This window comes from Anaerococcus hydrogenalis DSM 7454 (assembly GCF_000173355.1).
In the GTDB taxonomy this organism is placed as follows: domain Bacteria; phylum Bacillota; class Clostridia; order Tissierellales; family Peptoniphilaceae; genus Anaerococcus; species Anaerococcus hydrogenalis.
This window is the reverse complement of the sequence record NZ_ABXA01000044.1, coordinates 1-23,468: the sequence shown is the minus strand read 5'-3', so window position 1 is coordinate 23,468 and position 23,468 is coordinate 1. Positions and strand designations below refer to the sequence as shown.

Here is a 23,468-nt window from a genome sequence, read left to right as displayed (position 1 = left end):
TCCTATTTTTTCATCCAGCCTTTTGAATATTCGACAGCTCTTTTCCAATCTTCGTATGATTCTTTAACTTTTTCTTTGTTTCTATCTGGTGTAAATTCTTTTGCTGATTTCCAAAGATCTTTTATAACTTCTTTGTTTTCCCAAACGCCAGCCCCAAGTCCTGCAAGATAAGCTACACCTAGTGAAGTTGTTTCAGTATCAAGAGGTCTTTTTATTGGCAAATCTGATAAGTTTGATTGGAATTGCATTAGGTAGTCATTGTTACTTGCACCTCCATCAACTTTCATATTGCTTACTTTAATTCCAGTTTCTTTTTCTATTTGGTCTAATAAATCTTCTGTTTGATAAGCAATTGAATCTAGTCCAGCTTTTATTATATGTTTTCTTTCAACACCAGAACTTAATCCTATTATCATTCCTCTTGCATACATATCCCAATGTGGTGCGCCTAGTCCTTGGAAAGCTGGAACGAAAAATACCCCATTTGAATCTTCTAAGGATTTAACTTCTTCTGTCATCTTATCATTATCATCATAAAGTTTAATTTTATCTTTTAGCCACTTCATTACTTCTCCAGTTGTAAGAATACTTGCTCCAACTGCATAGTAAGGTTTATTATCAAATGACCAAGCAAGAGTTAACAAGCCCTTATCAGATTTTATAGTTTTTTCTCCTATATATACTAAAGGAACGTTACTTGTTCCGTAAGTATTTTTACAGTCTCCTTCTATAAAACAAGCTTGACCAAAAAGTGAAGATTGTTGGTCTCCTACTAAGGAATGGATAGGAAGTTTAGCTCCTAGTATTTTTTCATCTACAAAACCATAATCATCAATTGTATCTTTTACTTCTGGCAAAATTGATTTTGGTATATCTAGTTTTTCTAATATTTCATCATCCCATTTTAGGTCATAAATATTATATAACATAGTTCTTGATGCATTAGTAGAGTCTGTTGCGTGGACTTTTCCACCTGTTAAATTCCATAAAAGCCAAGTATCTATTGTTCCAAATAATACTTCATCTTTTTCTATATCTTCTTTTACACCTTCTACATTATCTATAATCCACCTAATTTTTGATGCTGAATAAGTAGCGTCTATTATTAAGCCTGTTCTTTCATTTATAAAATCATTTAAGCCTTGATCGATTAAAGATTGGCAATAATCAGCCCCTCTTCTACAAGCCCAAACTATTGCATTATAATATGGCTTTCCAGTTTTTTTTATTCCACATTATTGTGGTTTCTCTTTGGTTGGTAATTCCAACAGAAGCTATATTGGATGCATTTATATCAGCTTTTTTTATTGCCTCTTTCATAGCCTCTACTGTAACATCGAGTATTTCTTCTGGATCTTGTTCATGCCATCCTGATTTAGGAAAATATTGTTTAAAATCACTTCCCTTAAATGCCATCCTATTTGCAGATTTATCAAATACAGCCGCCCTAGAGCTAGTTGTTCCCTCATCAATTACTAGAACATATTTGGGTTTTTTTTACCATTTAATAAATCATATTTTTCTGCTACTGTTTTTAGTTTCTTTTCTAACTCAACCCTATCAATAACAGAATCTAGGACAGTGTAATCATCTCCTAAGTCTACCTTATCTTCAGCATCCTTAGAAACAAACCATTCATCAATCGCTTTATTTTTTGCAGTTTCATAATTATCAATATTATAGATAAATATCTCAACCTTATCTCTTACACCCCAGTATGATAAGATATTGCTGATATTTTCTTTTATCATAAAACTTGATACTATACCCTCAGCACAAACTGTAGCAAATTTTATTTTTTCATCATCTAAGTTATTTAATAATTTGTGAATATGACTTCTTGATGTCGCATCTTCAAACTCTTTTAATATAGATTCATCTGATAAATTTTTTGTTAAACTTGAAAGATATTTTAAATGCTTATCGCTTCCTGTTGTTGCAAGAGTAAATAGGTTATAGATTGGACTTCCTTTATCTTCTCCAATTGTTATTGGACAACTAAGTCTTAATAAGGATAAGGAATCTTCATTTACAAAAGATGAATCTTTAGTATGGGCAATAGCTATTCCCTTACCTACGTTTATATAAGGACCATTTTTTTCAATATTTTCTATAATATTTTCAATAAAACCTTCTTTGATAGAACCGTCATCAAGAAGTGGTTTAGCTGATAAATATAGGGCTTTTTTCCAATCAAGTTTAAGGTCTGTAAATTTTATATTATCTTTTTTTATTATTTCATTCATTTTATTTATCTATCCCTTTCTCAGTCATATATTTATTTACATCATCTAAAATTTCTCTACGCTCATTCCAAAGGTCATTATAGGCAAGTCTTAATTTTTTATATAGGGTGAAATACCTATCATAGATGTATTTTTTGTCTTTATTTGGATAAATTTTATCTAGAGCTTCACAGCATTTTGCCTTAGCTTCTGGATAATCTTTGTAATATCCCAAAGCTATTAGAACCATAATTGCTGCTCCCTTAGCCCCAAGTTCATATCCTTTTGATTTATTTACAACAAGTCCTGTTGCATCTGCTATTAATTGAGGAAGAATTGTTGATTTAGCTCCACCACCTGATATAAATATTTCTCCATTATCACTTGCCTTTAATAGACAATCTTTAACAGCAAAAATCATTCCTTCATATACAGCTTTTACTAGGCTTGCCCTATCTGTATCTTGATTTATACCAAAAAATGACGCTTTAGCATTTACGTTTGTAAAAGGTGCCCTTTCACCAGCAGCTCCTATGTATGGGTGATAAATAAGTCCACCACAACCAGGTTTTACTTCCCTAATTACTTCGTCAATGATTTTATAATCTTTATTGACAGCAATTTCTCCTACTGACCAATCAATATTTGGCATACCATTCATAGTAGGATTCATTGATATGGTAAGGTTTTCTATGGCGTGATTTTCGTATCTAGAATCACCGAATTCTGCCTTATCTTTTTCAAGTACAACTTGAACTCCACAAGTTGTTCCAAGAATTATTCCTATATCATTATTTTCTACAGCTCCCATACCAACCATGGAATTTACAAGGTCTATTCCACCCATTACTACTGGAATACCTGCATTTAATCCAACATTGTCAGCTACTTTTTGTGTTAAGTATCCACCAATATCATGTGGTTTTTTAACTTCTGGGATTAGTCTTAAATATTTTTCAAGCCCTAATTTTTTATAAATACTTTTAGCTGGTTGGTTAGTACTTAAATCAAGATGGGCAGTTCCTGCATCTGTTGTATCAGTGAAAACTTCACCTGTAAGGTTAAATCTTATCCAGTCTTTACAGAAAAACATTTTGTCGGCTTTTTCTAAAACTTCTGGTTGATTTTTGTTCATCCACATCAATAGAATTAATTGGTTTCCTGGAAATGCTGTTAGTCCTGTTGTTTTAACAATGTCTTTGTATAGATTTTCGTTTTCATCTTTTAATAAATTTTCTACTTCTTTATAGGCTCTTCCATCATTCCATAAATAAGCATTTTGAATAGGTTTTCCGTATTCATCTATTAACCAAATTCCTTCACCTTGACCTGTAACTCCCATTCCTATGACGTCATCTTTGTTGATTTTATTTCTCCTCATCAGAAGAATTAGAGAATTTAAAACGTTTTGCCAAACAACATTCATATCTTGTTCAATTTCATTATTAGGCAAATAATATGGTAAATTTGGGACACTTTCAGTATAAAGTTCATTACCTTCTAAATCAAATAAGACACTTTTAACATTAGTTGTTCCAGCATCAATTCCAATTACATACTTCATCCTATGCACTCCTCGTTTTATATATTTTTAGGCAATTAAAGACTTAGCTTTAATTGCCTTATTTATTATTTTCTTACAGCTTTAGTTGATATTAAATCTACTCCCGTATCTTTAATATTTTCAACTAAAACCTGACCTCTTTTAATAGGTGCTTTTACCTTCATTTTATTTATTTCATCCACTATTTCTTTGTATAATTTTTTTGGAATTTCTCCATCTGTTCTTATCGGAAGTCTTCTTTCAGTTTCACTTATAAGTTTTATAGTGGCTGTTATAGTTCTTTTTGGATCAACTATTTCATCTACTGCGTATTGTTCTCCCCTTGGACATTGGTTACCTTCAACAATTAATTGGTCTGGGTGTTCAATATTGCTGATAAATAACTTACAACCCCTTGGACATTTTATACAAACTAACTCTTTATTCTTCATAAATATCTTCTCCCTCAACACGAATATTTATTGTATCTTCTATTTTTTCAAATTTTGTTTTAGGAATTATTAATTTTTCCATTTCAGAAGGTTGAGTAGCCCATCTTTTCTTTCTTATTATTTCATTGCCATCTTTATCTTCTACAACAAATGAAATTCCACCAGAAGGCTTTCTTACCCTAAACTTAAGTTCAACATGCTTATTTGTATCTTCAATTACTTGAGGTACAACATAGCCTATATTTTTATCATGTTTTACCAAAATATGTGATTTTTTTTCTTTACTTTCTGCATTCAAGTAAGAAACAACGTTTTTAGCAGCTTCTTCAGCCTCATCAGAAACTAAGTCTACTACATCGTGTATATGTAAAACATTACCACAAGCAAAAACGCCAGGTATATTTGTTTCAAGTGAGTTGTTTACTATAGGTCCCTTTGTAGCCTTATCTATATCAACCCCTAAATTTCTTGATAATTCATTTTCAGGAATCAATCCTACAGAAAATAGGACTGTATCGCATTCTACTTCTTCTTCAGTTCCTTCTATGATATTATAATTTTTATCTACCTCAGCAATAACTACTGATTCAACCCTATCTTTTCCTTTTATTTCAGCAATTGTGTGGGATAATTGTAAAGGAATTCCAAAATCATCCAAACATTGGGCTACATTTCTTTGAAGTCCATTTGTATATGGTTCAATTTCAACCACTCTTTCAACCTTAGCACCTGTAAGAGTAAGTCTTCTTGCCATTATAAGTCCTATATCTCCTGAACCAAGTATTACAACTTTTTTTCCAACCTTATATCCATCAATGTTTAAATATTTTTGTGCTAGTCCTGCATTAAAAACTCCTGCCGGTCTAAATCCTGGAGTTTCTATCATCATCCTAGTTCTTTCCCTAGCACCCATTGCAAGAATTACAGTTTTTGCTTCAAGCTCTAAGTATCCATCATCCATTGATGCACATTCTACTATTTTGTTTCCATTTTCTATTTCTCTTAAATCCAAAACTATAGAGTGTAGTAAGTAGTCTATATTTTTTTCTTCTACAAAATCTATATATCTTCCTGCATATTCTGGTCCTGTCAATTCTTCATTAAACTTTAAAATTCCAAAACCATTGTGTATACATTGATTTAGTATTCCACCTAGCTCCTTATCTCTTTCGATAATAAGCATGTTTCTAACGCCCTCTTCATAAGCTTCTTTGGCTGCTGTAAGTCCTGCTGGACCTCCACCAATAATTATTAAATCATAAACCATTTTTATTCTTCTCCAATTAAAATTTCGCTACCCTTATTTTCTTTAAGTATCTCTTCAGGTTTTTTGCCCAATTCTCTACTTAAAATTTCAACAATTCTTGATTCACAGAATCCACCTTGGCACCTACCCATACCTGATCTTGTTCTTCTTTTAACTCCATCTACAGTTCTTGCACCACAAGGTCTTCTTATTGCATCCAATATTTCTGCTTCTGGAACAACTTCACATCTACAGATTACGTTTGCATATTTAGGATCCTTATCTACTAATTTCTTTCTTTCTTCAGTTGATAATTTTGAGAAGTCTACAATAGCTTTTCTTTTTTATCATAATTTGATTTTTCTTTTAAGTCTATGTCTTTTTTCATAAGATCAACCATATATTCTGCTATGGCAAATGATGATGCTATACCAGGTGATTGAATTCCTATTGCATTATAAAAGCCCTTGTTTTTTTCATCTTCTTCTATAACAAAATCGTTATTTGAATTTACTTCTACAGGTCTAAGTCCTGAGAAAACTCTTATAATATATTTCTTTTCAAGCTCTGGGATAAGTCTTGATGCGGAGTTAAATAGTAAGTCTGCTTGATCTTTTGTAAAGCTTGTATTTTCTTTATCTTTTTGTATCTCTGCAGTTGATCCTAAAATTATATTTCCACCACAAGCTGGTATTGCTGCCATTCCTTTTGTATGAGCACCAGGTACTGGGAATAGGGTTGTTTGAAGTTCAAAGCCAATGTTTCCATCTATAATCATCAAAGATCCATGTCTTTCAGTTATTTCATGTGATCCTGGATTAACAAGATTAGCAATTACATCTCCATAAACTCCAGCTGCGTTTACAATATATTTTGTCTTATACTCATTTCCTTCTTTAGTTTTAACTGTATAAAAATCTCCATCCTTTTTGATGTCACAAACAGTATTTGAAGTTTTAACTTCAGCACCATTTATTACTGCGTTTTCACAACAAGCCTCAGCTATTGTATAAGGATCTGTTATTCCTGCTGATGGAGCAAGAAGTGCATACTTAACTTCTGGATTTGCATGTGGTTCAAGTTCTAAAATTTCATCAGTTTCAATTATTCTTAGTCCTGGAACCTTATTTTGTTTTCCATTTTCATAAAGCTTATCTAAAGTTTCTTTCTCAGATTCGTTAAAAGCTAAAGTCATTGATGGCTTACTTTCATAAGGTATACCTAAATCTTTAGCATATTGCTCAAAAATTTCTGTTCCCCTTACATTTAATTTTGCCTTCAAACTACCTGCTGTAGCGTCATATCCTGAGTGTACAACTCCACCGTTTCCTTTTGTTACTCCAGCTCCTACATCTGTATTTGCTTCAAGTAACAATAAATCTAGTTCGTATTTTGACAATTCTCTAAGGATGTTTGCGCCAGTAGCGCCCCCACCTATTACAATTACATCATAATTTTTCATTTTTTACTCCTATAACCTATCATCAATTCCCCAAATTTCTAAAGCCTTATCCAATTCTTTATGATTTTTTCTAGCCTCATTTAGGTCAATTCCTTGGCATGCTGATTCAATAGATTGAATCATTGCCTTTACTCCAGATTCTGCCCCATCTGGATGACCTTGTACAGCTCCACCAGCTGCCAACATTATATCTTTTCCTAATTGTTTAATATAAGTTGGAACAATTCCAGGATTTACTCCTCCACCACAACATGGCATTGTTTTTTTATAAGATGGATGATCAAGCATTAATTCGTGAGCTGCTCTTAAGTACCTACTCTTTTTGAGTGGGTATCCACCATATGGTGTATTTATCATAACCACATCAGCCCCTGCCATCCTTGCAAATTTTCCTAAAAATAGGTTTGAGGCAATTCCTGAAAATGCACTTTCATAGTAAGGACCAGCAGATGCGTAGTGGGCTATAACTGGAACATCTATATTTTTTGTTAAATATTGTAAAACATCTATTCCAACAGATGCAAAGTTTAACATTACAAGTTTAGCACCCTTATCAACAGCCATCTTTGCATTATCTAAAATTTTATCAACATGGTCTGTTATATTTGGTACATATAAGGTTTTCTTGCCAGTTTCTTCATAAGCCCTGTTAGAAGCTTCTATGTATTTATCCAACCTATCTTCCAATGTACAATAAGAAGGATTTGCCAAAAGTTCATCATCTTTAATTAAATCAACTCCACCAAGAGCAGTTTGGTAAAAAATTTCTGCCCCAGCTTCTGCCTTAAATCCTAAACATGGCTTAATCATATTTAATAAGATAGGACGATCTTTTACTCCGCTAACTTCTCTTAAGCCCTCTATACCAAAATTAGGACCATCAAACATATCTGTAAATTTCTTTGGCATATAAATATCTATAAGCTTAGCTTGGGTTGATGTCGAAGCATCATTTCCTAAAAGAGTTGTCATAATCATTGGAAATTTTGGTCCAAAATTATCAAAAGGATATGCTATAGAAAATATGTAATCCCTATATTCTAAAATGGAATCATCTACAAGATCAGAAGCAGGAACTTCTACTATGTTTACAATTTTTCCCATATATTTTTTTCTCATTTCATCAGTTATACCTGGTACCTTAACCCAAGTACCTAATGATTGACCTATAGCAAAACTTTTTGCTTTTTCATACGGGTCAACGTTTTTCTCAAGTCTAAGATAATAACTTGCAACTATGTAGTCAGAATTATTAATATTTTCAAATAATTCATAAATAATATTACTCATTTAATCCCCCTTAATTGTGATTTCAAATCGAATCACAATCATTATGCGTCGTATTTAATCATTTGATTTATTATCTGCTTTGAATATATCATATGATTTTTTAAAAGTCAATAATTGTTAAATAAATAATAATTTTTTTTCATTTTAATCATTTTTTCATCAATTTAATATTTTTTAATATCATTTGATTTAAAAATTGCTAAAAGTGATATTTTATGATATTATTATTTTGAAAAAGGTGATTAAATGATAAAAGAAAAAAGATTAGAATTAATAAAAAAAATAGTAAATGATAAAAAAAATGTATCAGTTAAATATCTTTCTGATTCTTTAGGCCATGCCGAATCAACTATTAGAAGTGATTTAAATGATTTAAATAGGGCTGGCGATATAAAAAGAATTCATGGTGGAGCAGCTAAGATAGACGATGTTGCTGATTCCAAATTTGTTTTTTTGAAAATAGATTAAGCGAAGAGATAAATGAGAAAAAATTAATTGCATCCAAGGCTATTAAATACATAGAAGATGATCAAAGCATCGCCCTTGACGGTTCTACAACTTGTTATGAGCTTGCAAAATTAATTGCAAAAACTAAGCTTAGACTTACTGTTATAACTAATGGTTTGATGGTTGCTGAAGCTATTAATAATAACCCATTAATTACTACTATCTTGATTGGTGGCATGCTTTCTAATGAAACTTTTACTACTGAGGGAAGTTTTAATAATGAACTTTTAAATGAAGTTAATATAAGTACTTTCTTCTTCTCCTCTAGAGGAATAGATACTAGGACTTTGACTGATTTTAATATTTATGAAGTAAGGTTAAAAAATCAGATATTAAATAAAAGCAGAAGAAATATAGCCCTAATTGATAGCTCTAAGTTTGGATCAACTTCTACTTCTACAATTTGCCAAACTAATGATGTCGATATTATTATAAGTGATGACAAACTTGATGAGAAGGTTAGAGAGAAGTTTATCTCTAAAAATATAGAAATATTATAAATTATTCACACAAACTATTGAGTACTATTTTAATTATAGGGCTTTTAAATTTATTTTATTTAATCAAATGATAATAATTTTATATCAATTGATTTATTTTGATTGACACTTCTAATTTATGGTGATATATTATAAATGATTTAATATTTAATTTTTTATTAAATATTTAAGCTAAATTTATTTTGAAAACGTTTATTAAAGGAGATTATATGAGTGTTATTACTGTTATAGGTTCAGGACAAATGGGATCATCTTTGAGCATCCCTCTATTAGATAATGGTCACGAAGTTAGGTTGGTTGGTAGCCCTCTTGATGGTGAAATTATTGATGGCTTAAGAGAAAATAATCATCACAAAACTTTGATGAGAGATTTGCCAAAAACTGATAAGTTAAAATTTTATAAAATCGAAGAGCTTGACCATGCCCTACCAGGAACTGATCTTGTTGTTTGTGGTGTATCAAGTTTTGGAGTTGACTGGTTCGGAAAAGAAATTTTACCAAAAATTCCTAAAGATATTGAAATTCTTTCTGTTACCAAAGGAATGATCAATGAAGATGACGGAAATTTGACAGTTTATCCTGATTATTGGAAAAGAGAATATGATAATGACAGAGATATCTATGCTATAGGTGGTCCTTGTACTGCTAGAGGTCTTACTGATAAGGAAGAGACTTTTGTAGCTTTTTGTGGAGTTGATGTAGAAAAATTAAAATGGATTAAGTCAATTTTTGAAACTCCTTACTATATTATAAATCTTACAACTGATGTTGTTGGCCTTGAGGCTGCTGTTGCCCTTAAAAACGGCTATGCCCTAGCAACTGCTATTGGTATGGGAATGGCTGAAAAAAGAGATGATGGAATCAAATTTATAAATGGAATTTCTACCCTATTCCAACAATCTACTAAGGAGATGTTTGAATTGTTAGAATTTATGAATTGTGATTTAAAAAATATCATGTATGCAGTTGGAGATTTATATGTAACAGTTCAAGCAGGTAGAAGTAGGACTGTCGGTCTTTTATTAGGAAAGGGCCTTAGTATAGAAGAAGTTAAAAAGGAACTTAAGGGAGAAACCCTAGAGGCTATTGTTATAGCAACAAGAACTGCTGATGCCGTTAGAAAACTTAGCAAGAAAAATATTTTAGATCAAAAGGACTTCCCTTTGCTAATGCATGTAGATGAATTATTAAATAAAGATGCTAAGTTAAATGTACCTTGGAAAGATTTTGAAATAATCGATGATTATAAAAATAAATAAATTTTAAGAGAAAGAGGATATTATGAATTACTACTTCGGATTAGATCTTGGAACCGGATCTTTAAAAACAGTTTTATTTGATTCCAATGGTAAAGAAATTGCCGTTGCTGAACAAGAATACCCTCATTACCAACCTCATAATGGTTGGTCAGAACAAGAACCTGAAGACTGGTTTAAGGCTGTTAAAAGAAATATTTCTTATATTATGAACAGGGTCGATATTGATAAAAACGATGTCAAAGCTATTGGCTTGTCTGGTCAAATGATGGGATTAATTTTACTTGATAAAAATGGCGACCCTCTAAGAAGGGCTATCCTATGGAATGACGGTAGAACAAGCAAGGCCTGTGAACATGTAAGAGAAATTGTAAGTGATGAATTATTTGAAAAATATAGCCTAACCCCAGCAAGGCCTGGTCTTACTGCTGCAAAAATCCAATGGGTTAAAGATAATGAGCCTGAGATTTTTGAAAAAGCAGAAATGCTCTTACTTCCAAAAGATTATGTAAGGTACAGACTAACAGGAAATTATGCTACAGAAGTTTCTGATGCATCTGCAACCCAATTACTAGATGTTGTAAATAGAAAATGGGCTGATGAAATTTTAGATTTGATGGAAATTGATAAATCAAGACTTCCAAAAGTTTATGAATCACATGAAATTACTGGTTATGTCGAAAAAAATTTGGCTGATGAGTTGGGCCTAAGCCATGAAACAATTGTTGTTGGAGGAGCTAGTGATAACGCAGCTGCAGCTATTGGAGTTGGTGTTGTAAAACCTGGAAGAACTCTAACAACTATAGGAACTTCCGGAACTGTATTTTCATTTTCAGAAAAACCAATTTTAGATAAAAACAGGAGTGTTTACTGTTTTTGTATGACCATGCCTAATACTTGGCATTATATGGGAAGTGTAAACTCAGCAGGTGGATCTTTAAAATGGTGGAGAAATACTTATTATCCAGATGATAAAGATTATTTAGAAATCAATAAAGATTTAGAATCTACAAAACCTGGAAGTGAAAATTTAATTTTCCTACCTTACCTAAATGGAGAACAATCACCTCACTTTAACCTTGAATGTAGGGGATCTTTTGTTGGATTGTCTACATTAAATACCAAAAAAGATATGACTAGAGCTGTCTTTGAAGGAATAAGCTATGCCTTAAATGATATAAAAAATGGTATAGAAAATACTGGAACACCAATTGATATAATCCATATGTGTGGTGGTGGTTCAAAAAGTGAATTTTGGAGACAACTTTTAGCTGATGTTTATGACCTACCAGTTGCCCTTCCAGATATGAACTCAGAAAATAGTGCAGCTTTGGGAGCTGCCATGCTTGGTATGGTAGGTTACGGTCAATATAAAGACTTGGTAGAAGCATCTGACCATATTTTAAAAATGAAAGATTATGTCTATACCCCAAATAAAGAAAATGTAGAAATATATAAGAAATATTATGAAGAATTTAGGAAACTTTACCCAGCATTAAAAGAATCTTACGCTTCAATTCTTCACCTATAAAAAATAAAAAAAGCTTCTAATTAACAAATGTTTAATCAGAAGCTTTTTTATAAAAGAGGAGAAATATGAAAAAAATAATCGCTCTAGACGTTGATGGTACCCTGGTTAATTCAAAACATGTAATTACAGAAAAAACCAAAAATACCCTTTTAAAATGCCAAAAAGAAGGACACATACTTGTTATAGCCTCAGGAAGGGATGTTGAAGGGGTAAAAGATTTGGCAGAAGAGCTTCAATTTGATAAGTATAATGGACTTTTATCAAACTATAATGGATGTAGGGTTACAAACTTTGCCACAGGCCAAGTCTTATTTAACCATACCTTTAAAATTGATCAATCAAATGAAATAATAAGCTTTGTTAAAAATTTGGACGTTGAAATATTTACTTTTAAAGACGGAAAAGTATATTCTGACGATAAGAACAATAAATCTTTGATTGATACAACAAAAAGGTTAAAAATAGGTTACCTTATCGATAAAAATATGAGAAATGGCATAGATTTTTTGGCAAATAATATGATAATAGGAGCAAGTAAGGATAAAATTGACCAAGTATACCCTATTGTTCAAAAAGAATTTGAAAATAAATATACAGTAGTAAGGACAACTGAAAACTATGTGGAATTTATGCCAAGAGGATTTTCAAAAGGCTCTTCCCTACTAGAAATTGCCAAATATTATAATATAGATAAAGAAAATATAATAGCTTTTGGTGATGAAGAAAATGATTATTCTATGTTTGATATAGGAGCTTTTTCTGTTGCTATGGGAAATGCCAGTGAAAAAATAAAAGAAAAGGCTGACTTTGTAACAAAATCTAATGATGAAGATGGTATAGCTTACTATCTAGAAAACTACCTACTTAAATAAGTACACATATCATAAAAATATATCTTTGATAATTTATAAAATTTAAGCTTCTGATAAAATAATCAGAATTCAGACTGTTGACAAAGTATACAAATCCTCATGCTAAGAATATCATACGGAAAAAATTGATTTGATTTCAAATTTGAAAATTCGTAAAAAATCGCACTCTAAATTTTAAAGCTATGACTATTTATTAAATAAATTAAATTCAATTAAATTTAAATTCTTCGGTTTACTCCGAGGGATAAATATTAAAATCGTGCCACTGGCACAATTTTAAGCTATTTATCTGTTCTCTCGTTAGCGAGTTTGCGATTTTAGAATTTTAAATTTAGAAATCATCAATTTTTGGAGTTAGATATTTGTGCTTGAGGGTTTGTCTGCGCTCTGGCTTCTGATAAAATAATCAGAAGTTTTTTTTAAAATTTATTAAAAAAATGTACCAAGCCTCACTTAAATCAAAGTTTAGCTTGGTACATATATTAAATAATTTTTCTCTTACACATATTAGCACTTAGTGTTATAATTTTTAATAATTATTTTAAATTATCAGCCAATTCCACCTAATATTGCTCCAGCTATTAAGGCTAGTAAAGCTGCTCCCACATAAACATATTTTGTAAGAGGATAGAACCAATTACCTACAGGCTTATCTGATCCTTCATTAACAGCTTTTAATGCAAATTCTTTACCTGCAACCCAAATAAACATGATTGCTGCCAAAGCTGCTCCAAGTGGGCAAATGTAAATAGAAATTACATCCATCCATTCTGAAACTATAGGTTGGATTAGCATAGCAACTACACATCCAAAGACGTGGATTATTAGAGTTGATTTTTTTCTTGAAAAATTAAATTTTTCTTGTAAGTAGGCTACTGATGATTCATATAAATTTATAATTGAACTAATTCCTGCAAATAATATACAAACATAAAATATAATAGAAACTATTCTACCACCTGGCATACCATTCATTACATGCACTAAATGAATAAACATAAGTCCTGGGCCACCAGTATCAAGTGCTGCATTAGATGTCGCCATAGCCGGAATTATTACAAAAGCTGCCATTAAAGCTGCTATTGTATCAAATACAGCTACATTTTTTGCTGAATTTATCAAATTTTCTTTTTTGGATAAGTATGATCCATAAATTACTGTTCCAGATCCTGCTACTGATAAGGAGAAGAAAGCTTGTCCAAAAGCATAAATCCAAACCTTAGGATTTTTTATAAGTTCTTTATCGACTGTAAAAATATATTCATAACCTTTTGATGATCCTGGTATTGTGTAAATATATATTGCAAGTCCTATAAATAAAACAAATAAGGCTGGCATCATAATTTTGTTAGATTTTTCAATACCATTGGATACTCCAAGTATCATTATAGTAAAACTTACTACTATAGCAATGACTATCCAAAAATGAGCCCCCATGGCAGTATCGGAAAAGGTTTTTCCAATTATGTCCATATCTTGCTCCATAGCAGTTAAGCTACCTGTGAAAGCCATAAAAGTATATTTAAATATCCAAGCCATAACACAAGTATAACCAATAGCCAAAGCTAATGATCCTCCAACAGGTATTATTCCTAGACTTTCACCTATACTTTTTTTGCCATATTTAAGCTCAGTACACTTTCCAAAGGCCCTAACTGTTCCAGATTCTGTAGAACGTCCCAAGGCCATTTCTGCTATTACACCAGTTTTAGCAATTAATACTACAAAAATAAAATATGGTATCAAAAAAGTCATTCCACCATATTGAGAAACTAGAATTGGAAATCTCCAAATATTTCCCATTCCCACTGCAGATCCTATACATGCTAGTATAAATCCCCACTTAGACTTAAATCCATCTCTGTTTGATATTTGATTGTCCATAATATACCTCTTTATTAGTAAATCAACAGGACATTAAAATCCTGTTGATTTATTAATTTTAAAATTTATTTTTCGTCTTCTGATGGTTCATATGGCTCTAAGAATGCGTGGAAGTGACGCATTGGTAGATTATGACCTTTAACAATCTTAATATTTGGAATTGAAGCCCTGTCTTCGTATAAAGCTTTTACAGCTGCAATTACATAATCCATATGCTCTTTGCTTAATTGGCTTCTGTTTACTGCAAATCTTACTACGTTAGCTACTTCTTTTTGTTGTTCAGGTGTTTTTAGGTCGTATTCCATTGAATAGTTTCCAAGTTCAGCTGTTCTTATTCCGTATCTTCTTATAAGTTCAACTGAGAATCCTTGACCTGCAAATGTTTCTGGAGCTCTCTTGTTATCAAAGAATTCATCCATATTTATATAAACACCATGTCCACCAGCTGGAAGTACAACACCCTTTACTCCTGCTTTATAGAATCCTTGTGCTAGATATTCACATTGTTTTGTACGAGCATCTAAGTATTCAAATTTTGAAGCTTCATAAAGTCCTGCTGCAAGTGCCATGATATCTCTACCACTCATTCCACCGTAAGAATCATTACCGTAGCATGAGATTTGTTTAACTTTAAGTAGGATACCTACGTCAGTTTTTAATGATCCATCTTCGTTAAAGTCTGAGAATTTTTTCCAGAATAATCCCTTATCTCTGAAAGCTAAAACTCCACCCATATTTGCGTGTCCATCTTTTTTAAGTGAAGCTGTGAAACCATCGCAATATGAGAACATTTCTTTAGCAATTTCATTTATTGACTTATCTTCATAACCTTCTTCATTTACTTTAATGAAGTAAGCATTTTCTGCCCATCTAGCTGCGTCAAACATGTATGGTATATCGTATTTGTGAGCTATTCTTGAACATTCTCTCATATTTGCCATTGATACTGGTTGACCACAAACTGTATTGTTTGTAATTGTTGTATAGATTAATGGAACATTTTCAGCTCCAAGTTTTGTAATCAATTCTTCAAGTTTTTCTGTGTCCATATTTCCTTTGAATGGATTTTTTTCGTATTTACCACCCTCTGGAACTTCCCAAAGCAATTCTTTGTTATAAAGGTTTCTAGGAATTGAACCCATTTGTTTAATGTTTCCTTCAGTTGTATCAAAGTGTCCGTTTGATGGAATTGTATAAGTTTTTCCTGGTTCACGTTCATTTAAAATATTTCTAACAAGTTCAAATAATACTGATTCAGCAGCACGTCCTTGTTGAATAATGAAAGTATTTGGTCTTTCCATTTGAGCAGATCCACCATTAAATAATCCGCCTTCATATTCACAAAGATAAACTTCATCCATCATTTTTTCAACGTCTTCACAATCAGTTCTAACAAGATCAATTATTCTTTTTTGATCATTTCCTCTTTCAAAAACATCTCTAAATGTATCTAAAAGAACATAATATCCCTTATTTCTACCGTAAGATTCATCTCCCAAAAACATAGCAGACCATTGAACGTCTGTCATTGCTGTTGTTCCTGAATCTGAAAGCATGTCAATTGTAAGCATGCCTGCAGGGAATGCAAATTCATTATAATGAGTAGCTTTTAAAGCTCTTTCTCTTTGTTCTACTGTTACATTTGGAACGTTTTTTGTGACATAGGTATAAGAATGTGGTGTAGGTACATCCAATTGGTACTTTTTCATAATATTGCCTCCATATAATTAAGTTTAGTTAAAGTGTACAGAGAACCCCGGTTATTAACTTCGAAAAATTAACTAGCGGACAGTATCCAAATTGAGAACCCCGGTTATCAAAATAATTGTAGACTAGCGAACGATTAAAAAATCTCGCTTATCGAAAATAAAAGTTGATGAGCGGTCAGCACTCTGATATTCTAGAATTATCTATGAAATAGTTTACACTATTATTATTTTATTGTCAACCTATATTTGTTTAAAAATAATCAAGGTTTATATTAAGACATTACTATGGGTTTTTTTGTATTTGTAATAAGTTATTCTGTTTATGAAATCATATTCATAAAAAAACACCCGGTTAATTATCGGATGTTTCTATCTACGTAATATTTAATTGGATTTTTTAATTTTTCTTCAAAATATTTTTGGTAATCCTTTAATATTTTTATTTCTTTATTTTTTCTTCTTTTTTATCTTTGTAATAATTGTCTATCCCAACATAATTTTCTAAAATCGACTTATCTAATAATTGAATTAATTTGTCGTAGTCATTATATTGGTAGCTTTTTAAAAGATTTTCTAGTTTTTTTTGGTCTTTTTTTTCTATATTAAAATTTTCATCAAAAGTTTTTATATCTTTTATTATAAATTTACTGGTGATTGCTATTCTTGCTGGAAAAAAATATGATTCATTTCTTAAAATATTAAAGCCAGTCATTACTTGGGCTAGGTCTTTTTTATTTTCTTTTTTGCCTATTTCAAAAAGTGAACCACAAGCATAGGCTATGTCAGGATCGAGCTTTAATTCTTTTCCTATCATTTTTGCACTTTTTCCTATTAATTTTAACCTAGAAACCCAGGGACCTAAATTTTGGTTAGATTCTATCAGGTAATAATTTATCTTGTCTTTGTTTGGTATATTTCCAAATTTATCCTTGTACATCTCTTCTCCTAATTTTTCCAAAACTATATATTTTTCCATTTTCATCTACAAGCTCGTAGGAAATTTCATTGTTTTTTTCACACTTTTGACCAAATATATATTTTTTATCTCTGATTTCATTTTTATATACTATATTTATAAATTCTACATCTTGGTCTTTTACTTCGCTTATTTCTCCCAACAAATCCATATAAGAGGCATTGTTAACATGATAATTTGAATCAAGGTCTGTATTTCTTATTTGAATTTTTTTCAAAGGTCCAAAATTTTTATCGTATTGGTGAGATTTTTCTTCATAAATTGGATTTTCTTTTTGGTAGGCACTTGCAATTTCTTTTGGAATTTTTTACCGGGCGCATTTTTTTTAAGGTCAAATAATAAAAATACACAATAAGCCTTAGCTATTATTTCTCCATCTTTTTCTATAAAGAAATTTCTATAAGCGTAGAATTTATTCATATATATGGCAAATGTTGTAATTTTTATTTTATCTTTTGCTTTTATTGGTTTTTCTATTTTTATATCCCAAGAATAAACAAGCCACCTTTTATCTTTCATTATTTTTTCATCTTCTACTTCTTCTGCCTGGTCAAAAGAAACTTCAAACATCAAACTTAAGAGATATTTATTTTTTAAGTATCCCTCACTATTTGTAAGAAATCTTCCTATTTCAAATTCTTTTGTTTTTCTCATATTATTCCTTTCTATATAGGTTTTTTATGATAATAAATCCCATAAAAAGTCCCAAGCTTATACATAATATTAAAACTACCTTTAAAAGATTTTGGTCTATCTTTATATTTGATAGGCTCAGAAGAGAAAAACCTACAATTATAGAAAGACCAAGAAAAATTATGGCTTGGCTTTTTTGATTTTCTATTTTTTCGTAAGATTTTCTTTCTTCTTCACTTTTTTGGTCTATTATCCTAAAATCTCCTCTGGCAAGTTGCCTTAGGATATTTAAAGTAGTTTGGGGAAATTCTTTTATCAAGGAGTAGGTGTCGTAGAATTTTGGCCTTAGCCTATTTACTACAATATCTGGGCTAAATATTTTAAAAACCATAGATTTTGCAATAGGAAGGGCAAGTTCTAGGAAGGATTCTTTGTAAACTAATTTTTCTATCAGACCTTCTAATATTAAAACTGTTTTTGCAAAATTTGTAAGCTCTGATGGGATTTTTATGGAATAATCTACCAAAAGGGTATAAAAATCCCTAATCAAATCGGCAAGCTTCATTTGATTTAGGCTCATTACCATATACTTATCCAAAAGTTTTTGGATTCTTTTTTCAAAATCTCCAATTTTCTTGGAATCAAATTCCAAAAGGCCCATGCCAATTATGGCATCAGTGATTAATTTTACCTCTCCAAAACTTGCTCCCAAAAATACCTTCATTATTTGGTAGCGATAATTTTCAGATAAATTTCCCACAATTCCAAAATCTAGTAGGTAAATATTTAAGTTTTTATCTACAAAAATATTTCCAGGATGGGGATCTGCATGAAAATATCCATATGTAAACATCTGATTGACATAGGCCTCAATAATTTTTTGGGCCATATCTTTTCTTTTATTAGACTTTTTTTCAAAAACCGACCTAATAGATTTTCCATCAATATATTCTAGGGTCAAAACTTTCTTGCTAGAATAAGAATCATAAACGTCCGGGGATAAAAGGTCATTTTCCTTTACATTTAATTTTCTGTATTTTTTAATATTATTTTTTTCTACTTCAAAGTCTATCTCTTTGTTTAAGGATAGGGAAAATTCTTCTATTATTTCTCCAAAATTAAAAGATTCTATTCCATCAAGCTTACTTTCAAGCTTTTTATAAAGATCTTTCATTATCTTTAAATCTTCTTTTACTCTTTGGTCCAAATCTTTTCTTTGGATTTTTACAACAACTTTTCTTTCAAGAGATCCCACCTTTATACTTGCCAAATGAGTTTGGGCAATAGAACCTGAGGCTAGGGGCTTTTGGTCAAATCCATCAAAAACATCATAGATATCCTTGGAAAATTCTTCATAAAAAACTTGCCTGATATTTTCAAAATCTTCTTCTTTTACATCATCTTGTAATTTTTCAAGCTCACTTATTATATTTTCAGAAAAAATATCCCTTCTCGTTGATAATAATTGACCAAATTTTACAAAAACTGGCCCCAAATCTTCAAATAAGGTCCTCAATTTTTTCCCAAAACGACTTTCTACTTCCCTTATTTGATTAGAATTTTTATTTTTATTTTTTAAAAGTTTTCTAATATCTAAGATTAAATCAAGACTTAAAAATTCTCTTATTATCTCAAGTTTTCTTTTCCTATATCCCATTTTCAATCTCTATTTTCTATTTTTTCAAATTTAATTTTATTTTTCTCCAAAAGCTCAATTGCATATGGATCTACTCTATAATCATTTGTATAATAAATCTCCCTAACCCCAGCTTGGATCAAAGATTTTGTACAATTAAGGCATGGAAAATGTGTAACATAGCAAATTGAATTTTTTACAGAAATTCCTTCCTTGGCACAATATAAAAGCGCATTCATTTCAGCATGGATTGTTGCAATACAATGACCATCTCTCATAGTATGACCAACTTCATCACAATGAGGGTTTCCCTTTATAGATCCATTATAGCCTGTAGAAATTATCCTATTTTCATTATTTACCAAAACACAACCAACATAAGCCCTATCGCAAGTTCCCCTAAGAGCAACCATGTGGGCAAGTTTTATAAAATATTCATTCCAAGTTAACCTATCTTTTGCCATAAATTCACTCCTTAAAAATTATCTTTCTTATATTTTACCAAATTTAAATATTTAATCACTAAAAAAGGCTGAAGATTACTCCAGCCTTATACTACCATGCTTTAAATAGTAGACCTATTAAACTTTTAATTTTAAATTAAACAAGATATTAAATATTTTTGTAAATACAAAAATCAAAATAGCCAAAACTACAAAATTCATAATAGAAAATCCTTCAGAAATTGATGATTGGAAAATCATTGTTCCAATACTTGCAAAAAGTAGAATTACCAAAATTTTTGCAAGATTTTCAATTGGCTTTAATAAAATCATTTTTCCAGAATTTTCTGTTTTTGTTTTTTCTATTAATGAAAAAGATACAGAAAAAACTATTAAAGAAAATAATATTAATCCTATAACCCCATATTTTGTAGTATCAAAATTTGTAGGCGGTCTTAAAATAACTCTCAAAATTGTATTTACAGGACTTCCATTGTTTGGAATATTTTTCTCAATAAGACTTGCAAAAGTTCTATTGTTGTAAGAATATCCTAATAAAATTTCACTAATATTTCCAATTATTCCATCCAAGATATCCAAAAATCCAAAGGTCATTATAGTTAAACCAAAGTGTCCCAAAATATTTCCAGCCATAAATCCTGCTGACAAAATAGCAAGATAGATTGCTGAAAGCATTCCAAAACCTTTGATAGTTTCAGGAATTTGCCTTGTTCCAAATTTTAAAATTTCAAAATTTGAAGTTTTTAAAATCATATAATTTAAAGCTGAAGAAAGAATCACAAATCCTAAAATAATCATCACACCAAAGCCTATTTTCATAAGAAAATCTTTTTTCTTTGTCCATGGGTATACTCTTGCAAATTCATAATAAGATGTAGCATGCTCCATTGATGAAAATAAAACTCCCAAAACTATAGCTACAAGTATGCCCATAAGAGAAATATAAACAAAGTAAAAATTATTAGATTTTCCCTTGGCTTCATGAGATAAATATTTGTATTGGTTTAGGGTTGAAATATACTCCCCATACTTTAATTGAAATTCTTCATATTTATCAATTTCCTTAGGTCTTGCCTTTTCATAATTAAAATTACCATATTCATCATACTTATATTTTTTTGCCATTTTATCAAATATAATATCATTATCTTGGAAAAATTTTTTGTCTATTTTTACATCTTTACCGTATTTTTTTCCAGTTTTTGCCATTTTATTTAGAGTATTTGTTGTTTGGATTAAAGACCTATAACTTTCATCCAAGGATTTTGTTTGAAAAAGTCCAGAAAACAGAAGACCTACTGCAAGAACAAGAATTATCCAAAATCCATTTCTTCTACTTAAAATGCTAATTTCTTTTTTAAAGTCTTTCATTATTTACTCCTTCCCTTCTCCCAATAGAAATAATCTTCAATTTTTGGATCTAAAATATCAAATTGAACGACAGTCTCATTTTTCTTTATATTTTCCAATAAATTTTCCTTATTTTCAATTAAAATTGTATAGACCCTGCCAAGATTAAATCTCAAAACAGCCCTCTCTAGGATTTTTGGATCTAATTTATCCTTAACAACTACTTGCAATTTTACAAATTTTTCCTTATTTTGATAAAGATTTGTAAGCCTTCCATTTTTAGAAATATACAAGGTTTCATCAGCAATCTTTGCCAATTCCTCAAGCTCATGGCTTGAAGCAAGAACTGTTCTTCCAAAATCTTTCATATCTAAAATATAAGAAAGAATAAGCTCTTTATTTAAAACATCCATGCCGTCAAGAATTTCATCTAACAAGACAAGCTTTGCATTTGTTCCAATTACTGCCAAAAGTCCTATCAAATTTTTATATCCTTTAGAAAAAGACCTTAAATTTTTCTTAATATCAATATTGTTTTTTTCAAGCTCTTTTATGACAAATCTCTTATCAAATTTTGGATAAATATCTTGGTAGTAGCCGAGCATTTTTTCAACAGAAGAATAATCAAAATAATCAAACCTGTCAGGTAGGTAGGCAATATTTTCTATTATGTGCTTATCTTCTTTAAAAGATTTGCCATAAATATTAATTTTTCCCAAATCTTTTTGGAAAATATCAGCCATAATTTTTAAAAGGGTAGTCTTACCAGAACCATTTCTCCCAACCAAGGCATAAACTTTTCCCTCATCCAAGGAAAAATTTACATCTTCCAAGACTTTATTTTTCCCAAAAGATTTATAAAGGCTCATTACTTCCACTATCATAAAAGTCCTCCTTACTTTTTTCATAAATTTCTTTTATCTTTTCAAAGTCAATCCCATAAAACCTGCACTTCAAAAAAATATCATATAAATTTTTCTCAAGCCTTGCCTTCTTTAAATCAATTTTTTTAACATCCAAACTTACAAAAGTTCCAAGGCCCTTTTTTGTAAGCAAAATCCCATCTTCTTTCAATTTATTGTAGGCTTTTTGTACAGTTGATTGGTTGATAAGCAAAGTTTTTGATAAGTCTCTAACCGAAGGCATTGGGTCTCCATCAAGTAAAATCCCTTGGGCAATCATTAATTTTGTTTGCTCAACAATTTGTTCATTCAAGGGAATTTGAGATGAATTATTTAAATCAAACATAAAAACTCCTTTCTGTAAATTTTGTATGGTGTTCGGTGTATCTCCATACACTTCTTGATTTTATTTTATAATATTTAAAAATTTTGTCAAATCTTTTTAAAGAAAGATTTTGCCAAGCTTAAAAGTTAATAAAAAAAATATTTATTTAAAATTTTCCAGAGCGTAGACAAAGTATAAATTTAGATAATATTTTATTTTGAAATAAAATTAAGCTAAGTACCATCTCGACTAAGTGAGTGAAACGAACGCATGGAGAGATCTCATGAGATTTCTCGACTCACTACGTTCGCTCAAAATGGGTGAAAATTTAGTTTGTCAACAATCTGAAATATTTATTTAAAATATTCTACTTAATTTTAAATAAATATTTAGATTTTTTTATATAAGAAATTTTAAAGAAAAAATCCCCCAATCTCTAAGAGATTAGGGGTTAAATCTTATTAGACTTTATTTTTTCTTTTAGTAACAAAATATCCAATTATAGCAAGAAGAAGAACTCCGACAACAGCTCCAACTCCTGCAACTCCTGTTTTTACATTTACAGCAGATTTTGGTTTTTGTGTTGAATTATTTGCCTTTGAAACAAGCTTACCTGTTTTATTTGTGAAGATGATTCTGATTGATTTTTTATCTTTCTTTTTTCGCTTCAAGCCGTATTTAAAGCTACCATCTTCTTGTTCAATC

25 protein-coding genes are annotated in these 23,468 nt (G+C 30.5%); 5 read left to right on the top strand and 20 right to left on the bottom strand.

From position 1 onward, the window contains the following. Nucleotides 1–2: 2 nt before the first annotated feature. The 9 genes from ANHYDRO_RS07830 to ANHYDRO_RS07795 all read right to left on the bottom strand — a co-directional run bounded on the left by ANHYDRO_RS07830 (nt 3) and on the right by ANHYDRO_RS07795 (nt 8,218). Nucleotides 3–1,196, bottom strand: a complete 1,194-nt coding sequence (locus ANHYDRO_RS07830; RefSeq protein ID WP_262359358.1) for an FGGY family carbohydrate kinase — start codon at nt 1,194–1,196, stop codon at nt 3–5. 4 nt (nt 1,197–1,200) lie between these two features. Continuing rightward, a complete protein-coding gene (locus ANHYDRO_RS11270; RefSeq protein WP_262359357.1) occupies nt 1,201–1,473 on the bottom strand; it encodes an FGGY family carbohydrate kinase in 273 nt (90 codons plus the stop codon). A gap of 2 nt (nt 1,474–1,475) precedes the next feature. After that, a complete protein-coding gene (locus tag ANHYDRO_RS07825; protein WP_004815412.1) occupies nt 1,476–2,246 on the bottom strand; it encodes a PTS sugar transporter subunit IIA in 771 nt (256 codons plus the stop codon). Between the two features lies 1 nt (nt 2,247). After that, nucleotides 2,248–3,789 carry an FGGY-family carbohydrate kinase gene (locus tag ANHYDRO_RS07820; RefSeq protein ID WP_004815410.1) on the bottom strand — a complete coding sequence of 514 codons (1,542 nt, stop codon included), beginning with the start codon at nt 3,787–3,789 and terminating at the stop codon, nt 2,248–2,250. 65 nt (nt 3,790–3,854) lie between these two features. Then, on the bottom strand, nt 3,855–4,220 hold the full coding sequence (locus tag ANHYDRO_RS07815) for a DUF1667 domain-containing protein (protein WP_004815408.1): 366 nt from the start codon (nt 4,218–4,220) through the stop codon (nt 3,855–3,857). Continuing rightward, nucleotides 4,210–5,487 carry an NAD(P)/FAD-dependent oxidoreductase gene (locus ANHYDRO_RS07810; protein WP_004815406.1) on the bottom strand — a complete coding sequence of 426 codons (1,278 nt, stop codon included), beginning with the start codon at nt 5,485–5,487 and terminating at the stop codon, nt 4,210–4,212. The genes ANHYDRO_RS07815 and ANHYDRO_RS07810 overlap by 11 nt, the downstream gene beginning before the upstream one ends. 2 nt (nt 5,488–5,489) lie before the next feature. After that, nucleotides 5,490–5,687: a (2Fe-2S)-binding protein gene (locus tag ANHYDRO_RS10880; RefSeq protein ID WP_004815404.1), complete on the bottom strand. Its 198-nt coding sequence runs from the start codon at nt 5,685–5,687 to the stop codon at nt 5,490–5,492. 104 nt (nt 5,688–5,791) lie between these two features. After that, nucleotides 5,792–6,928 (bottom strand): NAD(P)/FAD-dependent oxidoreductase, encoded by a 1,137-nt coding sequence (locus ANHYDRO_RS07800; protein ID WP_004815402.1) that lies wholly within the window; start codon nt 6,926–6,928, stop codon nt 5,792–5,794. Between the two features lie 9 nt (nt 6,929–6,937). Next, the gene (locus ANHYDRO_RS07795; RefSeq protein ID WP_004815400.1) at nt 6,938–8,218 is read right to left on the bottom strand and encodes a RuBisCO large subunit C-terminal-like domain-containing protein; all 1,281 of its coding nucleotides are present in this window, start codon (nt 8,216–8,218) and stop codon (nt 6,938–6,940) included. Between the two features lie 246 nt (nt 8,219–8,464). Here ANHYDRO_RS07795 and ANHYDRO_RS07790 point away from each other — a divergent pair, with 246 nt between their 5' ends. From ANHYDRO_RS07790 to ANHYDRO_RS07770, 5 genes are all read left to right on the top strand, one after another. Continuing rightward, nucleotides 8,465–8,686 carry a DeoR family transcriptional regulator gene (locus ANHYDRO_RS07790; protein WP_004815399.1) on the top strand — a complete coding sequence of 74 codons (222 nt, stop codon included), beginning with the start codon at nt 8,465–8,467 and terminating at the stop codon, nt 8,684–8,686. Next, nucleotides 8,662–9,225, top strand: coding sequence for a DeoR/GlpR family DNA-binding transcription regulator (locus ANHYDRO_RS07785; RefSeq protein ID WP_081449353.1), 564 nt, complete (start codon nt 8,662–8,664; stop codon nt 9,223–9,225). The genes ANHYDRO_RS07790 and ANHYDRO_RS07785 overlap by 25 nt, the downstream gene beginning before the upstream one ends. Before the next feature lie 209 nt (nt 9,226–9,434). Then, complete coding sequence (locus tag ANHYDRO_RS07780) at nt 9,435–10,484, top strand: glycerol-3-phosphate dehydrogenase (protein ID WP_004815395.1); 1,050 nt, start codon at nt 9,435–9,437, stop codon at nt 10,482–10,484. 22 nt (nt 10,485–10,506) lie between these two features. Beyond that, on the top strand, nt 10,507–12,012 hold the full coding sequence (xylB, locus tag ANHYDRO_RS07775) for a xylulokinase (RefSeq protein ID WP_004815393.1): 1,506 nt from the start codon (nt 10,507–10,509) through the stop codon (nt 12,010–12,012). Between the two features lie 65 nt (nt 12,013–12,077). Beyond that, entirely contained in the window at nt 12,078–12,884 is an 807-nt protein-coding gene (locus ANHYDRO_RS07770; RefSeq protein WP_004815390.1) for a Cof-type HAD-IIB family hydrolase, read from the top strand. 549 nt (nt 12,885–13,433) lie between these two features. On the opposite strand, the gene ANHYDRO_RS07765 is transcribed toward ANHYDRO_RS07770, so the two are convergent. From ANHYDRO_RS07765 to ANHYDRO_RS07720, 11 genes are all read right to left on the bottom strand, one after another. Then, nucleotides 13,434–14,768 carry a sodium-dependent transporter gene (locus ANHYDRO_RS07765; protein WP_004815388.1) on the bottom strand — a complete coding sequence of 445 codons (1,335 nt, stop codon included), beginning with the start codon at nt 14,766–14,768 and terminating at the stop codon, nt 13,434–13,436. Nucleotides 14,769–14,833: 65 nt separating this feature from the next. Next, nucleotides 14,834–16,477: a tryptophanase gene (locus tag ANHYDRO_RS07760; protein ID WP_004815386.1), complete on the bottom strand. Its 1,644-nt coding sequence runs from the start codon at nt 16,475–16,477 to the stop codon at nt 14,834–14,836. Nucleotides 16,478–16,916: 439 nt separating this feature from the next. After that, nucleotides 16,917–17,414 carry a phosphohydrolase gene (locus ANHYDRO_RS07755; RefSeq protein ID WP_244261672.1) on the bottom strand — a complete coding sequence of 166 codons (498 nt, stop codon included), beginning with the start codon at nt 17,412–17,414 and terminating at the stop codon, nt 16,917–16,919. After that, on the bottom strand, nt 17,401–17,670 hold the full coding sequence (locus ANHYDRO_RS11265) for a hotdog family protein (protein ID WP_004815382.1): 270 nt from the start codon (nt 17,668–17,670) through the stop codon (nt 17,401–17,403). The genes ANHYDRO_RS07755 and ANHYDRO_RS11265 overlap by 14 nt, the downstream gene beginning before the upstream one ends. After that, on the bottom strand, nt 17,667–18,107 hold the full coding sequence (locus ANHYDRO_RS11260; RefSeq protein ID WP_004815381.1) for an acyl-ACP thioesterase domain-containing protein: 441 nt from the start codon (nt 18,105–18,107) through the stop codon (nt 17,667–17,669). Before ANHYDRO_RS11260 ends, ANHYDRO_RS11265 begins: the two co-directional genes overlap by 4 nt. Nucleotide 18,108: 1 nt before the next feature. Next, nucleotides 18,109–19,743 (bottom strand): ABC1 kinase family protein, encoded by a 1,635-nt coding sequence (locus ANHYDRO_RS07745; protein ID WP_004815379.1) that lies wholly within the window; start codon nt 19,741–19,743, stop codon nt 18,109–18,111. A gap of 2 nt (nt 19,744–19,745) precedes the next feature. Then, complete coding sequence (locus tag ANHYDRO_RS07740) at nt 19,746–20,186, bottom strand: deoxycytidylate deaminase (RefSeq protein WP_004815378.1); 441 nt, start codon at nt 20,184–20,186, stop codon at nt 19,746–19,748. Between the two features lie 117 nt (nt 20,187–20,303). Further along, nucleotides 20,304–21,557, bottom strand: a complete 1,254-nt coding sequence (locus ANHYDRO_RS07735; protein WP_004815376.1) for an ABC transporter permease — start codon at nt 21,555–21,557, stop codon at nt 20,304–20,306. After that, nucleotides 21,557–22,420, bottom strand: a complete 864-nt coding sequence (locus ANHYDRO_RS07730) for an ATP-binding cassette domain-containing protein (RefSeq protein ID WP_004815373.1) — start codon at nt 22,418–22,420, stop codon at nt 21,557–21,559. The genes ANHYDRO_RS07735 and ANHYDRO_RS07730 overlap by 1 nt, the downstream gene beginning before the upstream one ends. Then, entirely contained in the window at nt 22,392–22,784 is a 393-nt protein-coding gene (locus tag ANHYDRO_RS07725; protein WP_039914431.1) for a GntR family transcriptional regulator, read from the bottom strand. Before ANHYDRO_RS07725 ends, ANHYDRO_RS07730 begins: the two co-directional genes overlap by 29 nt. Nucleotides 22,785–23,224: 440 nt before the next feature. Beyond that, the gene (locus ANHYDRO_RS07720) at nt 23,225–23,467 is read right to left on the bottom strand and encodes an LPXTG cell wall anchor domain-containing protein (RefSeq protein ID WP_052588934.1); all 243 of its coding nucleotides are present in this window, start codon (nt 23,465–23,467) and stop codon (nt 23,225–23,227) included. Nucleotide 23,468 lies beyond the last annotated feature (1 nt).

Bases quoted from the DNA above. Each gene is read 5' to 3' on its own strand.
- ANHYDRO_RS07780 (WP_004815395.1), top strand. From the start codon at position 9,435: ATGAGTGTTATTACTGTTATAGGTTCAGGACAAATGGGATCATCTTTG.
- ANHYDRO_RS07755 (WP_244261672.1), bottom strand. From the start codon at position 17,414: ATGTACAAGGATAAATTTGGAAATATACCAAACAAAGACAAGATAAAT.
- ANHYDRO_RS07765 (WP_004815388.1), bottom strand. From the start codon at position 14,768: ATGGACAATCAAATATCAAACAGAGATGGATTTAAGTCTAAGTGGGGA.
- ANHYDRO_RS07810 (WP_004815406.1), bottom strand. From the start codon at position 5,487: ATGGTTTATGATTTAATAATTATTGGTGGAGGTCCAGCAGGACTTACA.
- ANHYDRO_RS07795 (WP_004815400.1), bottom strand. From the start codon at position 8,218: ATGAGTAATATTATTTATGAATTATTTGAAAATATTAATAATTCTGAC.
- ANHYDRO_RS07725 (WP_039914431.1), bottom strand. From the start codon at position 22,784: ATGTTTGATTTAAATAATTCATCTCAAATTCCCTTGAATGAACAAATT.
- ANHYDRO_RS07730 (WP_004815373.1), bottom strand. From the start codon at position 22,420: ATGATAGTGGAAGTAATGAGCCTTTATAAATCTTTTGGGAAAAATAAA.
- xylB (WP_004815393.1), top strand. From the start codon at position 10,507: ATGAATTACTACTTCGGATTAGATCTTGGAACCGGATCTTTAAAAACA.
- ANHYDRO_RS07825 (WP_004815412.1), bottom strand. From the start codon at position 2,246: ATGAATGAAATAATAAAAAAAGATAATATAAAATTTACAGACCTTAAA.
- ANHYDRO_RS11260 (WP_004815381.1), bottom strand. From the start codon at position 18,107: ATGAGAAAAACAAAAGAATTTGAAATAGGAAGATTTCTTACAAATAGT.
- ANHYDRO_RS07740 (WP_004815378.1), bottom strand. From the start codon at position 20,186: ATGGCAAAAGATAGGTTAACTTGGAATGAATATTTTATAAAACTTGCC.
- ANHYDRO_RS07815 (WP_004815408.1), bottom strand. From the start codon at position 4,220: ATGAAGAATAAAGAGTTAGTTTGTATAAAATGTCCAAGGGGTTGTAAG.
- ANHYDRO_RS07770 (WP_004815390.1), top strand. From the start codon at position 12,078: ATGAAAAAAATAATCGCTCTAGACGTTGATGGTACCCTGGTTAATTCA.
- ANHYDRO_RS07790 (WP_004815399.1), top strand. From the start codon at position 8,465: ATGATAAAAGAAAAAAGATTAGAATTAATAAAAAAAATAGTAAATGAT.
- ANHYDRO_RS07745 (WP_004815379.1), bottom strand. From the start codon at position 19,743: ATGGGATATAGGAAAAGAAAACTTGAGATAATAAGAGAATTTTTAAGT.
- ANHYDRO_RS07760 (WP_004815386.1), bottom strand. From the start codon at position 16,477: ATGAAAAAGTACCAATTGGATGTACCTACACCACATTCTTATACCTAT.
- ANHYDRO_RS07735 (WP_004815376.1), bottom strand. From the start codon at position 21,557: ATGAAAGACTTTAAAAAAGAAATTAGCATTTTAAGTAGAAGAAATGGA.
- ANHYDRO_RS07800 (WP_004815402.1), bottom strand. From the start codon at position 6,928: ATGAAAAATTATGATGTAATTGTAATAGGTGGGGGCGCTACTGGCGCA.
- ANHYDRO_RS07820 (WP_004815410.1), bottom strand. From the start codon at position 3,789: ATGAAGTATGTAATTGGAATTGATGCTGGAACAACTAATGTTAAAAGT.